The 14,423-nt window shown below is 32.9% G+C and carries 15 protein-coding genes; 11 read left to right on the top strand and 4 right to left on the bottom strand.

All coding sequences use genetic code 11. The features are described 5' to 3' along the window. The first annotated feature begins 437 nt into the window (after nt 1-437). The gene (locus EMN46_RS16015) at nt 438-2,153 is read left to right on the top strand and encodes a Na/Pi cotransporter family protein (RefSeq protein WP_154201831.1); all 1,716 of its coding nucleotides are present in this window, start codon (nt 438-440) and stop codon (nt 2,151-2,153) included. Between the two features lie 353 nt (nt 2,154-2,506). Here the strand turns inward: EMN46_RS16015 and trpS are convergent, their stop codons facing one another. Beyond that, on the bottom strand, nt 2,507-3,496 hold the full coding sequence (gene trpS / locus EMN46_RS16020; RefSeq protein WP_154201832.1) for a tryptophan--tRNA ligase: 990 nt from the start codon (nt 3,494-3,496) through the stop codon (nt 2,507-2,509). A 213-nt stretch (nt 3,497-3,709) separates the two neighbouring features. Here trpS and EMN46_RS16025 point away from each other — a divergent pair, with 213 nt between their 5' ends. The 10 genes from EMN46_RS16025 (at nt 3,710) to EMN46_RS16070 (ending at nt 11,290) form a co-directional block, all read left to right on the top strand. Next, entirely contained in the window at nt 3,710-4,261 is a 552-nt protein-coding gene (locus EMN46_RS16025; protein ID WP_154201833.1) for a CvpA family protein, read from the top strand. A gap of 22 nt (nt 4,262-4,283) precedes the next feature. After that, nucleotides 4,284-5,321 carry a DUF3667 domain-containing protein gene (locus EMN46_RS16030; protein WP_195715290.1) on the top strand — a complete coding sequence of 346 codons (1,038 nt, stop codon included), beginning with the start codon at nt 4,284-4,286 and terminating at the stop codon, nt 5,319-5,321. Between the two features lie 102 nt (nt 5,322-5,423). Next, the gene (gene tyrS, locus EMN46_RS16035) at nt 5,424-6,716 is read left to right on the top strand and encodes a tyrosine--tRNA ligase (RefSeq protein ID WP_154201835.1); all 1,293 of its coding nucleotides are present in this window, start codon (nt 5,424-5,426) and stop codon (nt 6,714-6,716) included. A 71-nt stretch (nt 6,717-6,787) separates the two neighbouring features. Further along, nucleotides 6,788-7,237, top strand: a complete 450-nt coding sequence (locus EMN46_RS16040) for a DUF4625 domain-containing protein (RefSeq protein ID WP_154201836.1) — start codon at nt 6,788-6,790, stop codon at nt 7,235-7,237. Nucleotides 7,238-7,544: 307 nt separating this feature from the next. Further along, nucleotides 7,545-7,904, top strand: a complete 360-nt coding sequence (locus tag EMN46_RS16045; RefSeq protein WP_154201837.1) for a hypothetical protein — start codon at nt 7,545-7,547, stop codon at nt 7,902-7,904. A gap of 11 nt (nt 7,905-7,915) precedes the next feature. Further along, complete coding sequence (locus tag EMN46_RS16050) at nt 7,916-8,239, top strand: PadR family transcriptional regulator (RefSeq protein ID WP_154201838.1); 324 nt, start codon at nt 7,916-7,918, stop codon at nt 8,237-8,239. Nucleotides 8,240-8,330: 91 nt separating this feature from the next. Next, entirely contained in the window at nt 8,331-9,896 is a 1,566-nt protein-coding gene (locus tag EMN46_RS16055; protein ID WP_154201839.1) for a PspC domain-containing protein, read from the top strand. A gap of 107 nt (nt 9,897-10,003) precedes the next feature. Further along, entirely contained in the window at nt 10,004-10,492 is a 489-nt protein-coding gene (locus EMN46_RS16060) for a DUF4252 domain-containing protein (protein ID WP_154201840.1), read from the top strand. Between the two features lie 11 nt (nt 10,493-10,503). Then, on the top strand, nt 10,504-11,064 hold the full coding sequence (locus EMN46_RS16065) for a hypothetical protein (RefSeq protein WP_154201841.1): 561 nt from the start codon (nt 10,504-10,506) through the stop codon (nt 11,062-11,064). Between the two features lie 25 nt (nt 11,065-11,089). After that, nucleotides 11,090-11,290, top strand: coding sequence for a PspC domain-containing protein (locus EMN46_RS16070; protein ID WP_154201842.1), 201 nt, complete (start codon nt 11,090-11,092; stop codon nt 11,288-11,290). 116 nt (nt 11,291-11,406) lie between these two features. On the opposite strand, the gene EMN46_RS16075 is transcribed toward EMN46_RS16070, so the two are convergent. The 3 genes from EMN46_RS16075 to EMN46_RS16085 form a co-directional block, all read right to left on the bottom strand. After that, nucleotides 11,407-12,381: a hypothetical protein gene (locus EMN46_RS16075; protein ID WP_154201843.1), complete on the bottom strand. Its 975-nt coding sequence runs from the start codon at nt 12,379-12,381 to the stop codon at nt 11,407-11,409. Between the two features lie 54 nt (nt 12,382-12,435). Beyond that, on the bottom strand, nt 12,436-13,707 hold the full coding sequence (purD, locus tag EMN46_RS16080) for a phosphoribosylamine--glycine ligase (RefSeq protein ID WP_154201844.1): 1,272 nt from the start codon (nt 13,705-13,707) through the stop codon (nt 12,436-12,438). A 170-nt stretch (nt 13,708-13,877) separates the two neighbouring features. Continuing rightward, a complete protein-coding gene (locus tag EMN46_RS16085) occupies nt 13,878-14,414 on the bottom strand; it encodes a hypothetical protein (protein WP_154201845.1) in 537 nt (178 codons plus the stop codon). Nucleotides 14,415-14,423 lie beyond the last annotated feature (9 nt).

Below are 14,423 nucleotides of genomic sequence, written 5' to 3' on the forward strand. Positions count from 1 at the left end.
CCTAAATCTATCTTTGTATTTTATTTGTTAAGATGCTTATATGTTTGATTCATAGCTTTGTAGTGAGCATGTGAAATATAAACGCCTAGAAGGCGAAAATACGACTTAATATCATTATTTCAAAAGCATATCTACCTAATCGCTTATTAGCTAAAGTTTTTATTTTAAAGTATCGATCCGATATACATTTATGATATAGAGACTGGATTGAATCTTTAAAAAATACTGATAACCATTTGTTTATATTATATGACGATATTGAAAAATATTACAAGATTCGTTTTTAAAATTATTAGAGTTTAAAGCCAAGGTTAAGTTAATGTTAACATTTTAGCTTTTTGTCTTTAAATATTAGTTTGTCTCTAAATATCCTATATTTTTGCTTGCTTAAAAGACTTAACTAATCAATTGAAAAAATAAATAAATTTAGACTAATTATGGATTACGATTTGGGTGATTTCTTGACACTTATAGGGGCTTTGGGATTATTCCTTTATGGAATGAAACTGATGAGTGAATCTCTACAAAAAGTCGCTGGAGAGAAGATGAGATCGATTTTGTCAGCAATGACTTCGAATCGTTTTAAAGGCGTTATGACTGGTGTGTTAATCACAGCACTTATTCAGTCATCATCGGCAACTACCGTAATGGTGGTTAGTTTTGTTAATGCTGGTTTGCTTACTTTAGTTGAGTCTGTTGGTGTAATTATGGGTGCTAATGTGGGTACCACTGTTACCGCTTGGTTAATTTCTCTACTTGGGTTTAAAGTAAGTATGACCGCTATTTCTTTACCTTTAATAGGTTTAAGTTTACCTCTATTATTTTCGAGTCATCGTTCAAGAAAAAATTGGGGTGAGTTGGTTATTGGTTTTGCTCTATTATTCATCGGTCTTCAATTTTTGAAAGAATCGATGCCAGATATCAAGAATAATCCTGCAATTCTTAACTTCTTAACTTCATACACCGATTTAGGTTTTGCATCTTACTTACTGTTTGCTGGAATAGGAACCTTATTAACGATTTTAATTCAATCTTCATCGGCAACAATGGCACTAACTCTTGTTATGTGTAACAGTGGATGGATTAGTTTTGATATGGCAGCAGCTATGGTTCTTGGTGAAAATATAGGTACCACAATTACTGCTAACATAGCGGCTATGGTTGCCAATACATCAGCTAAGAGAGCGGCAAGGGCTCACTTAATTTTTAATATGGTTGGTGTGTTATGGATGTTAATGGTTTTACCTTACTTTTTGCAGGGAATTGCAGAATTAAATATGTGGCTTGGTGGTGGTAATCCACTGGAGACCGATCCTGCTTTAGCTGCACAAACAATTGCAGCAGTTCCGGTATCCCTTTCATTATTTCATACCATTTTTAATGTATTGAATGTTTTGATTATGATTTGGTTTGCCAAATTTATTGTGAAAGTGGTTACGAAACTTGTTCCTGCCGATGGGAGTGAAGAGGAAGAATTTACTTTACAACATATTAAAACAGGCATGTTATCAACTCCAGAAGCTTCATTATTTCAAGCTAAAATGGAGATTAGTTTATATGCCAAGCACACGATTAACATGTTTGGCTATGTGAAACAGGCTTTCAACGAAACAAACGATAAGAACTTCACTAAACTTTACGATAAGGTTGATAAGATTGAAGATGAGACTGATGATATGGAAGTGAAAATTGCAGACTTCCTAACTAAGGTTTCTGAAACGCGTTTGAGTCCAATCAGTTCGAAACGAGTTCGTGCATTTTTTAAAATGGTTGATGATATTGAAAGTATAGGTGATTCTATGTTTAATATTGCTAAAGCATTGCATCGTAAGAGAGAGCAAAAAGCTTGGTTTCCACAGGATGTTCGTGATAATTTGAATAAAATGTTCGAATTGGTTGATGAGGCTTTACTAATCATGTTTAATAATACGGAAACAAACTTTGAAGATGTGTTGACTAAGAAAGCTTACGAAATTGAAAAAGAAATTGATGAATATCGTACGGTTCTTAAGCAACAACACTTAAGTGATGTGAAAGCAAAAAAATACGAATATAAGGCAGGTATTATTTATAACGATATTTTCTCCGAGTGTGAGAAAGTTGGTGATTACTGTATTAATATCACTCAATCTATTGCCGAAATGAACGATTAATTGAGAATATAAAAGAATAGAAAGCTCTGATGCCTATGGTATCAGAGCTTTTTTTATTTGTCATCCTATGGTTTTAATCCATAGTGTGACTATTATCAAACAATAAGCTATTTTATGGACCAAGCCCAGGTAGTTTAAGTTTTTTCTTATTTGTCATCCTATGGTTTTAATCCATAGTGTGACTATTATCAAGCAATAAGCTATTCTATAGACTAAACCAGGATATAATTTGTGAGTTTGTGCTTATTCTGACGCTTTGCTTTATGTCATTAAATATGAGGAACGACTTAAAATTTAGAGCTAAAAAAAGTGCTATCTGGTGGATAGCACTTTAAATATATATTGAATTCGTTTTAGAATTTTCTAAAACCGATTAAGTGGCGAACTTCTGCTAATGTTTTAGCGGCACTTTCACGCGCTTTTTCAGCTCCCTCTTGAGTTACTTTTCTTAAATAAGCCTCATTTTGGTAAATATCTAAAAATCGCTCTCTAATTGGAGAAGTAAAGTTGATGATATCTTCAGCTAATTGTTTTTTAAGATCACCATAACGAATTTCACAATTGTTATATTTATTGTTGAAGAAATCGTAAGTATCTTTTGGCGACACCACATCCATTAAGCTAAATATGTTTTGAATAACTTCTGGTTTTTCCTGATTCATTTGTGTAGGTCCACTATCTGTAACAGCTTTCATCACTTTTTTACGGATTGATTTTGGATCTTCAACTAAACCAATTGCATTACCTTCCGATTTCCCCATTTTTCCTGCTCCATCTAATCCAGGAAGTTTTACTGATTCACCAGTAAAAGAATAAGATTTTGGAATTGGAAAAGTTTCTGATCCGTATATATTATTGAATCTTTTGGCAAATTTACGTGCCATCTCTAAATTCTGTTCTTGATCTTTTCCAACAGGCACATACTGCGCTTTATGAATTAATATATCAACAGCCATTAAAACGGGATAAGTTAATAAACCTGCATTTACATTTTCAGGACTTTTTCGAGCTTTATCCTTAAAAGAAGTTGTTCTCTCCAATTCTCCCAAGTAAGAGTTCATGTTCATGAGCAAATACAATTCTGGAATCTCAGGAACATCACTTTGCACGTAAATGGTCGCTTTTTCAGGATCGATACCACAAGCAAGATATTCGGATAAGACCTGTTTTACATTTACATGAAGATCGGCAGGAGTCGGATGTGTAGTTAAGGAATGCCAGTCTGCAATAAAGAAAAAACAATTATTATCATTCTGCATTTGCAAAAAGTTCTTTATGGCACCAAAATAGTTCCCCAGGTGCAAATTACCTGTTGATCGGATTCCACTTACTACTGTATTCATATTACTATTAATTATAGCCCAGTTATGAGCTGTGAAAATTATTTAATCACGCAAAACTATAAAACCTATAGCACAAAACGAAATTTTCTAATTATTTAGTCTACCTATTATTAGTAGTTGAAAAACAAACTTAGATATTTCTGCTTTTTCTCTATATTTGATCTTATGATCGAATAATTTGATCATAAGAATTTTATTTAACCGATTTTTGCAATGAATATTCTCGATATTTTTATAGGACTTCCTTTAATTTATGCCTTATATAAGGGCTTTACAAAAGGTTTTATTTACGAAGCGGCAACATTAGCTGCTCTAATTTTAGGCGTATATGGAGCTATCCATTTTTCTGATTTCACGGCAGAAGTTATTCAAGACACATTTAAGTATGAGTCGCAATATATGGAGTACATATCATTTATTGTAACTTTCATAGTTATTGTTATCGGTATTAATCTTATTGGGCGAATAATCGATAAGCTAGTAGAAGCAGTCGCTTTGGGTTTTGTAAATCGTCTTTTTGGTCTTGCTTTTGGTTTATTAAAAGGGGTTATTCTTTTGAGTATTATTATTCATCTTTTAAATTACGTCAACGACAAATTAAATTTTATTTCTCAAGAAAAAAAGGCTGAAAGCTTACTTTATGAACCAATGTCTACCGTTTCGGATACCTTATTCGATTTCTTCGATTCTGATTTTTCTACAACTAAAGCAAATATTGAGGATAAGATTAAGGAAAGTACCGAAAAGGTTAAGAAATCAATATAGGGGAGTCTGAATGCAAAATAATATGAGAAAGTCGCTGGGTTTGAAGATTAACAAGTTTATACCAAAACTTTCTTCTACCAAGGCGTTTCATTATAAGGGTTTGTGTCCCAATTGTAATCATCCTGTAGATGGAAAATTCTGTCCTAATTGCGGCCAATCTGCTAAAGATTTTCACCGCCCATTTTTAAGTGTCGTTTCAGATTCCTTAGGAGAGGCCTTATCTCTCGATAATAAATTTTTTCGTACACTTCTTCCTCTTATTATTAGGCCTGGATTTCTAACAAAGGAATTTATGAAAGGTAGGAGAGCTACATATACACCACCTTTTCCCTTATACCTGTTTCTAACATTTTTCGCCTTTTTATTACTTGCTAGTAATCATAGACCAGAAACCGATTCTGAAAAAAACTTGACCATTAAGAGTGAAGATGGAAAAGATGTTCAGCTCTTGTCTTATTTTGATAAGGCATTAGATAGGGGTACTATAAAAGGAGATAGTTTAGTCTTAGATAGTTTGGTTAAAGACGCAGTTCCGGAAAATAAGCTAATTACAAATAATGTAGATTCAGTTTCGAATACAGAACCCATCGTTTCGCATATATATGTAAAGACTGGTGATAGAATTATAAATGATGACCTGAAAAATATGATTAATCTGTGGCGTTTAAATCCCACATTAATGATGGATAATGCTTTTAAAAAATTATCTCAGACCTTATTCTTTATTTTGCCTCTTTTTGCTCTATTCTTAGCTTTATTTTATATTCGACGGAAACATTTTTTGTTAGAGCATTTATTGATATCCTTAAATTTCCACTCCTTTATTTTTGTGGTGGTAATTGTAAGTGAATTGCTTATTATGACTGGAATTAATGGGATATATCCTTTTGCCTTTTCCCTTTATTTGCTGATACCAATTCAACTGTTTTTAACATTAAAATTTTACTACGAACAATCTTGGTTTAAGACAGTAATCAAATTTTTATTGCTTTCGTTGATATATAATATTTTGCTTCTTGGAGGCATTTTATATAGTTTACTCGCATTAGCTGTTGAATAGATGCTCGATATAAGGATGATAAGAGGGTAAAATTCTTATCTTTGTCAGTTAAAATTAATTATAGAATATTACGAACCGATTAGGTCTTAAATAATAAGCAAAATGAATTTTATAGAAGAATTACAGTGGCGTGGCATGATTCACGATATGATGCCAGGTATCGAAGGACAATTAGAAAAAGAATTGACATCGGCATACGTGGGAATTGATCCTACTGCTGATTCTCTACATATAGGACACCTTGTGGGTGTTATGATGCTTAAGCATTTTCAGGTAGCGGGTCATAAGCCTATCGTTTTGGTAGGTGGTGCAACAGGTATGATTGGTGATCCTTCGGGAAAATCACAAGAAAGAAATTTACTTGACGAGAAAACATTGCGTCACAATCAAGACTGTTTAAGAAAGCAACTATCAGGTTTTCTAGATTTCGATTCAGATGCTGATAATGCTGCTGAAATGGTAAACAATTACGATTGGATGAAGGAATTTTCTTTCCTTGATTTTATTCGCGATATCGGAAAGCACATCACCGTGAATTATATGATGAGTAAAGATTCTGTAAAGAAACGTTTGTCTTCAGAATCGAAAACAGGTCTGTCTTTTACTGAATTTACATACCAATTAGTTCAAGGGAATGACTTTTTAGAGCTTTACAATTCGAAAAATTGTAAACTTCAAATGGGTGGATCCGATCAGTGGGGTAATATTACTACGGGTACAGAATTAATTCGTCGTAAAGAAGGTGGTCAGGCTTGGGCAATTACTTGTCCGTTGATAACTAAAGCCGATGGTGGTAAGTTTGGTAAAACGGAATCTGGAAACATTTGGCTCGATGCTAAATACACATCGCCATATAAATTCTACCAGTTTTGGTTGAATACATCCGATGAGGATGCAGAGAAGTATATTAAGATTTTTACTTTAATGTCGCAAGAAGAGGTTGCTGTACTTGTTGAAGAACACAAAGAGGCACCTCATATGCGTAAATTGCAACAACGCTTGGCTAAAGAGGTGACAATTATGATTCACTCTGAGGCTGATTATGAAATGGCTGTTGAAGCATCTCAAATTCTATTTGGCAAATCTACTGCTGATACATTGCGTAAGCTTGATGAAGATACTTTCCTTTCAGTTTTTGAAGGTGTACCTCAATTTAATGTTGATAAATCGGAATTTGAAAAGGGTATTGATATCGTAGAACTTTTAGCTGTGAAAGCTGAAGTGTTTCCATCAAAAGGAGAATTAAGACGTCTTTTTAAAGGTAATGCAATTAGTCTAAATAAGGAAAAAGAGCCTAATGCAGAATTGATAGTTACCAAAGAGCATCTTATTGCTGATAAGTATTTGTTGGTGCAAAAAGGGAAAAAGAATTATTTCTTAATTGTAGCTTGTTAATATCATTCATATAATGTAGTTTTATGTTTTCTACATTGAATCTATCTAACTGATTAACTAAATATTAAACTATGAAGATTTTAAATTACACATTAATATTACTATTTACATTCGGGATGTTAAGTTGCAGTAGTAGTGGGGGAGGTTCTGATGAAACTGCACCAGTTGTTAGTTTCAATAGTCCAAGTACAAGCGCTTCAGCTCCTACAAAAATTGTTTCAGGAGCAACTGTAAGTTTTACAGGTACTGTAAGTGATAATAAGGAATTAAAATCTATTGCTTTTTCTAATATTAGTGGATCAGCAACAAAAACAGTGAATGACTTTATTACTGATTTTAATGCGAAATTAGCTGACGAAAAACCTAGTTCTATTTCGGTATTGGATAAAGAAACATATAATGTAGGTTTCTCAATTGAAACTTTAGCTGGTGCTCCTGCTGCAACTTATACAATGACTTGTACAGTTATTGATAGTTCAGATAATCCAACAACAGTGACTTTTTACATCACCGTGGAATAAACGTTGATTTAAATATAGACTTAAAGACCTAAGCATTGCTTAGGTCTTTTTTTTGCTCTTTAGTTTCTTATTTTTCCTTTTTCAGGTTTTGTAAATCATATTTTCCTTCAAATTAAGTACTTAATACGACTTCCATATAACTTTTTTTGAAAAAAAATAAGCTCTGTATGTCTAGTAAAATTGAGCTTTGTAGTGAGTGTATAAATATTTATATGGTACTATGTATTGCATATTACCTTTTAAAAGACGTATATTTGTATAGCAAGTAAGTGTGTTTAGAATAGTATTGTATTAAAACATATCTGTAATGAAAAGGAAAATAAATAGAATCGTAGTTGTATTTCTGTTGTTTGGATTTTGTATTAGTCCACTAATATTAAAATCTCAGACGATTCAATCTACAAGTTCAATATTTTTTTCGTTAAGCTCAGATTCACAACCTAATATCAATAACTGGTTTAGCTTTAAATACTTTTTTGATTCTGATTGGTCATCAATCGAAAAGGAAACAACTAAAACAGATAGTTTGAAAAAAACACACGAAATTAAATCTAAGGCAAAGCGTTCACATGATTCAATTAGCCCAAAATCTAAAGAAAATTCTTTAAAGAAATTAAGCAAAACGAATTTTAGAAATATGCCTATTGTTATTAAAACACGAATTTAAAAATATTCCAAATGAAGATAGAAAATACGAAAGCCCAGATGCGAAAAGGAGTATTGGAATATTGTATTCTTTCCTTACTCTCGAAAAATGATGCTTACGCTTCGGATATTATAAAAAAACTGAAGGAAGCTAAAATGATCGTTGTGGAGGGAACACTTTATCCCTTATTAACTCGACTTAAAAATGCCGGACTACTCAGCTATCGTTGGGAAGAATCGAAACAAGGACCTCCTCGTAAGTATTATGGAATTACCGAAACAGGACGAGCCTTTCTTATAGAATTAGATGGATCGTGGCAAGAACTTGTTGATGCTGTAACCATAGTAAAAGTGTAGGTAACTTAAAAAAAAGAAATGTATTTGAAATTATTTTAATGCTCACTAAGTCAAATTGCTTAGCTGGTGTTTAAATATTAAAATAAAAAAGATGAAAAAGACATTCACAATAAACATAAGCGGTAGCATTTTTCATATAGACGAAGATGCATATGAAAAACTCCAAGCTTATTTACGTAGTATCAGTGCTCACTTTGGAGTAAGTGAAGAAGGGCGTGAAATTATTACTGATATAGAGTTACGGATTTCTGAAATTTTTAATGAGAAATTAAGCTCAAAAGATCAGGTTGTTACAGAAACAATGATTGATGAGGTGATTACCATAATGGGAAAACTTGAAGAAATTTTTGAAACTGATAACGATGAGGACGAAATAATTACTGAAACGAAACAAACATATCGTAGACGGAGATTATTTCGCGATCCAGACCATAGAGTATTTGGTGGTGTTGCAAGTGGTTTGTCGGCTTATTTTGGTATCGACGTCGTCGTTCTTCGTTTAATTTTTGTTCTCCTTTTCTTCTTAGGATATGGATTCTCACTATTACTTTATATCATCTTGTGGATTGTTGTTCCTAAGGCAAACACAACCGCTCAAAAGCTTGAGATGAAAGGTGAACGGGTAAATATATCTAATATCGAAAAATCGATAAAAGACGAATATCAAGAAGTAAAAGAGAATTTCGATAATATGCGCGAAAAGAGAGGCCCTCAGGTAAAAGATGGTTTTGATAAGGGTGTCGATTTTGCCGGTTCAGCTTTACGTCTATTTTTAAAGATTGTCTTAATCGTTTTAGGATTAGGTCTAATTATAGCAGGTTTTATCTCTCTATTAACCTTTCTAGGATCGGTCATTTTTACAACGACAATGATTGGACCATTCTCAGGTCTGGATTTACCAGGAATGATGGTTCCAGAAATGTTCTTTACGGGTATGGGAATTAAGTTATTCTCTCTAGGTTTAATTATTGTGATTGGTATTCCATTAGTCATGCTCATGTTTGTTGGAATTAAATTGCTAGTAAAATTTAAAACAAACAATAAGGCGATTGGTCTTACTGCATTCGCTCTTTGGTTGGGTGGTTTAATTCTACTTATTTCTGTTGGAATTACTCAAGCTAAATCATACATCAGTAGTGGAACAACTCATTCCGATACCGAAGTTCTTAATAATTTTGATAGCAATACGCTTTATCTAAGAGCTGAGAAAAATATTGATTTCGATTGGCGGGATGCGGCTGATATCGATGGTGTGAAAGTGATTGTGAAAGACGATGAAAAGCTGGTTTTAGGTGAACCTACTTTAGATATTGAAAGAAGTCAATCTGATAATTTTGAAATTATCTTAAAGAGAAAATCAAGAGGAAGAACTCATGGCGATGCTGTCGAGAATGCTGAGGAAATTAAATATTCTTGGAATCAGATCGATTCATTAATGATTTTTGACGAATATTTTACACTGCCAGTAGGCGATAAGTGGAGAAATCAAAAGCTGCAAATCATACTTAAAGTTCCAGAAGGAAAGTCTGTTTTCTTAGATAAAAGTGTTGACGATATTATTCATGACATAGAAAATGTTAGCAATACTTGGGATGGTGATATGATAGGAAAGAAATGGATAATGAAGCAAGAAGGATTGACTTTGTATCGTGACTAAGATTGTGGTTTTATATATTTTCTAATCTATTTAATGACGAAGCTCTTGTTCGTTTTGGTCGGTTGAGCCAGTTGCTTGTTATTAGATGCACATTAAAATTTAAACAGATGAAAAAAGTAGCAATTATATTAATGGTTATCCTTTTTCCGGTGCTGATTCAAGCACAAACAAAGGCAGAAAAATTACATGAGAAATATTCGAAGATAGATGGATTCAACAGTTTCAGTTTTTCGGGTAACTTTTTAAAGAATCTCGATTTCGATGTGGACGAGGATGAGTTGGAAAAGAATATAACTGGAGATTGTGATGCCATTAAGCTTTTGAGTTATAAAAAAGAGAATGGCGATGAAACTAAGTTTAAGAAAATTATCATTTCTGCATTCACTTCGGGTAAATATAAGCAGGTGCTTAATGATGAAGATGGGGATGATGATTCTGATGAAGTTTACTTTTTTGCTCTAGGTAATAAAAAACGATTTAGTGAATTCCACCTTTTACATTGTAATGAGAACAGAACATCACTCGTTTCATTTTTTGGCGATTTTCATATCGATGAGTTAAAAACGCTTTCTCAGTATAAATTCGGTGATAATTAATTTAGAATAAGATGATGAACAAGAGAACAATTTTAAGTGCGATTTTTATTTTGTCAGTTTTGGTAGCTCTTTTTAGTTTAATAAATGGACTGAAGTTGATTTATGAATTTAAGAGTAATATCGTAGAACTCACAATTCCGTCCGAACTAGAAGTTGAACCTGAAAATGGGATATATGACTTGTTTGTAGTGTATACGAAATCAGACAAAAAAGAGGTTGTTGCTCGTTTAGCATCAAAGGATGTTTTAAGCCAGATTATTATAAGTACAAAAGATGACCTAAATATTCCCATAAGTAAAAAGGAGTCAAATGTAACTTACACCATACTCAATAATTCATACAAAAACATTGGGTATTTTGAGATTGATAGAAAGCAAACCATAAAAATTGAATCTAATGCTAAAAATATTCAGTCAGAGAAATTAGCGTATGCGAAAGAAGGATCGTTTGTTTACTTTTTTGATATCATGAAATATGGCTTGTTGTTTGTGTTGAGTGTTGGAGCAAGTTTAATTATCGGAATTTCGCTTATTATCATGAAAAGGAATAAGAATAAAATTACAGTAGGATAAAAATTTACCATTTAAACTATTAGATATGCAACGTTTATACAAATCAAGCGATAAAAAAGTAGCAGGGGTGTGTGGAGGCTTGTCGCATTATATAAACCCAGAGCTAGATCCAATAATTGTAAGAGCCATTTTTATGATTGTGTGCTTATTTAATCCTTTGGCACTAATCGCTTATTTGGTTTTGGCACTTATGTTAGAAGATAATCCAGTAAGAGTAAGTGATTGAGATAGACGATAGACTCATTCCTCTTGACTTTGGTCTTTTTCAGTGGAGGTTTTTGAGTTAATAGAGCAAGCAATTGATGTTGTTTGCTCTATTTTTTTTGCAATTGCTTTTATAAACTATAATACCTTTAATAATAAACTACCAATAACTAAAATCCCAAATATAATTTCAGAGATCTTAGTGTTACGATTCATTACAAAAAAGTAGCTGTATATGTAAGAAAGAGGTACGGCTGCAATAAAAATTTGAGCTATAATAGCCGATGGAAATAGAATGCCCGATGCAATGCTGGTTATAAACAGAGCAACCAATATAAGAAGGTATTTTCTAGAACGAACACGTTTTTCCTCAAATCCCCAAATGGTAAAGAAAATTGATATTAAGCTTAATAGAGCCAAGAATATCCAATATAGAATATGGGAGATTGAAAAACTGACTAGGTGTTCCTGATGTTCAAAGATCATTTTAGTTTGATCGATTATATCCTCTAAATTTCCTTGCCAAAAGAACCAGCAGAGAGCAAAGAATATGGGTATGAAAAATCCTATTAAACCACTCATAAATTCTCTCAATCGGAAAGCTCCAAGTATAATTAATGCCCATATAAACCAAAGAAAGAAAAGGGCAGAAGGCAAATAAAATAAACTTGATAAACCAATAAGTACACCAACATCAAATGCTGATGAAATACTCTGATTGGCATGATATATTTTGAAAACACGGTTGAGCGATAACAGTAATAAAAGAGCACTAATTAAGGCAGGGTGTAAGCCGTTTATTAGTATGGCACACGAAGCAAGTAGTATAAACAAAGCAGAGGGTAAATCGGTTCGTTGCTTAATAAATATAAATTGCTCGTTGAGTTGAATAAGGCTGTAAGATATAATAAGGATAACTACAAATCCGAATATATTTAAATATAATGGGTTACAATCGAGTATGCAAAGTAAAGCTTGGTATAACGGCATTTGTAAAGAATATTCAGCTAATAAAGCTGGATTCTGAAATGCATTAAAACACAAAAGAAAAGCAATTATAGGAATAAGAATAAAATAGATAGGCGATCTTCTCCTAAAAACTTTTAATAGCATTATTGTGATTTTAAAATTTTAACTTCTTTGCAAACTCAATTGTAAACGGTTCGATTATTGTAAATCGAAACCTATATCTTTTCTGTAATTTTTACCTTCAAATTGGATTTTCTCAGCACTGTTAAATGATTTTTTTAGAGCACTGTTAATCGTATCACCATAAGAACTTACTGCAATTACACGTCCACCATTTGTTACAACTTCGTTGTTTTTACTCGTTGTACCAGCGTGGAATACAATACTGTCAGTTACCTGGTCAATACCACTTATTGTTTTGCCTTTTTCATAAGCTTCAGGATAACCACCCGCCACAAGCATAACAGTTGTTACAGTTCTCTCATCCAATTCCAGTTCAAATTGATCAAGTTTCTTATCGGCAACTGCTATCATTAACTCAAGAAAATCAGATTTGATACGTGGTAAAACAACTTCAGTCTCAGGATCACCCATTCTAACGTTATATTCTATAACAAATGGATCATCACCAACTTTCATTAGTCCAATAAACACGAAGCCCACAAATGGAGTTTTGTCTTTTTGGAAACCATCAATTGTTGGCTTGATTACACGCTCTTCAACCTTGCTCATGAATTCTTCATTGGCAAAATGCACAGGAGAAATGGCTCCCATACCACCAGTATTTAAACCCGTATCGCCTTCACCAATTCTTTTGTAATCTTTAGCTTCAGCAAGTACTTTATAATTTTTACCATCAGTTAATACAAAAACAGATAATTCTATTCCAGATAAAAATTCTTCAATAACCACCGTAGCGCTTGCAGCACCAAACATGCCGCCAATCATCTCCTTAAGCGAATTCTTTGCTTCCTCAAGATCTTCAATAATTAGAACACCTTTGCCAGCAGCCAGTCCATCGGCTTTAAGTACATAAGGAGCTTTTAAAGTCTCAAGAAATTCATATCCTTCTTCAAGATTTTCAGATGTAATACTTCTGTATTGAGATGTAGGAATGTTATGGCGAGCCATAAAGTCTTTAGCGAAATCCTTACTGCCTTCCATTTCAGCAGCTGCCTTTTCTGGTCCAATTACAGCAACTTGTTTTAGTTTTTCATCGGCCAAGAAAAAGTCGTGAATACCATTTACCAATGGATCTTCAGGACCAACAATAACCATATCTATAGCTTTGTCAAGAACAAAAGTTCTCACTTTTTCAAAATCATTGGGATCGATATTAACATTTTCAGCTAATTCTTTAGTCCCAGCATTACCAGGAGCCACATATAATTTATCAAGTTTATCGCTTTGTGATAATTTCCATGCAAAAGCATGTTCTCTACCTCCTGATCCTAATACAAGTACTTTCATCTGTTTCTAAATTTACTTTTCCAGTCTTACTTCTGGTGTGTCAATGAATTTATAAATATGGTATGGTTTTCAAATCATCATTTTTAAGGGATAATTTTGAAATGGCAAATTTACGGAATGATATGATTAATCAGCATTGTGAAATACTATTTTTTAAGACTTAAGTTGAACTATTCGAATTCAATAGAATTAAAGAAAATATGTTTCTTGTCTAACAAGACCCGTTTCATTCGTGTTGGTCCACCAATAGTGATTTGGTAAATAAAATGATTCTTAAAAAAGAAACGTTTGAAATAGGTGTATTCGAGGTTTCTAAGCATCATGGTGTAGCAAATTTCTTTGCCCAACATTCTTTTGTAGGATACGCTTTGTTCCGAAATTAATTTGGTATCGCTGCTTAATAAACTTCCTTCTTTCAGTTGGTTGTAATATTCTGTAGGGTCAGCATAGCTAAAATCTAATTCGAGGCTTGAAAAATCAGAGGCTACAATACCAAAAATATTTGCTGCATCACGAAACGAAAATACCTCAGATGTGATACCGTTTAGTTCTTGATTTTTGACATAAGGAATTTCAGGTAGATCGAAGCTAATTTTCGATTTGTCCGATTTGGTTTTAACCCAATCTAATTGTGCAAAAGCTGTAGAGCAAATGCTAAACAGAAAAACAAAGCTGAGTACTTTAAATTTTATATTTTGATATTTCATTGAGTCATT

Source organism: Ancylomarina sp. 16SWW S1-10-2, from assembly GCF_009669305.1.
Classification (GTDB): domain Bacteria; phylum Bacteroidota; class Bacteroidia; order Bacteroidales; family Marinifilaceae; genus Ancylomarina.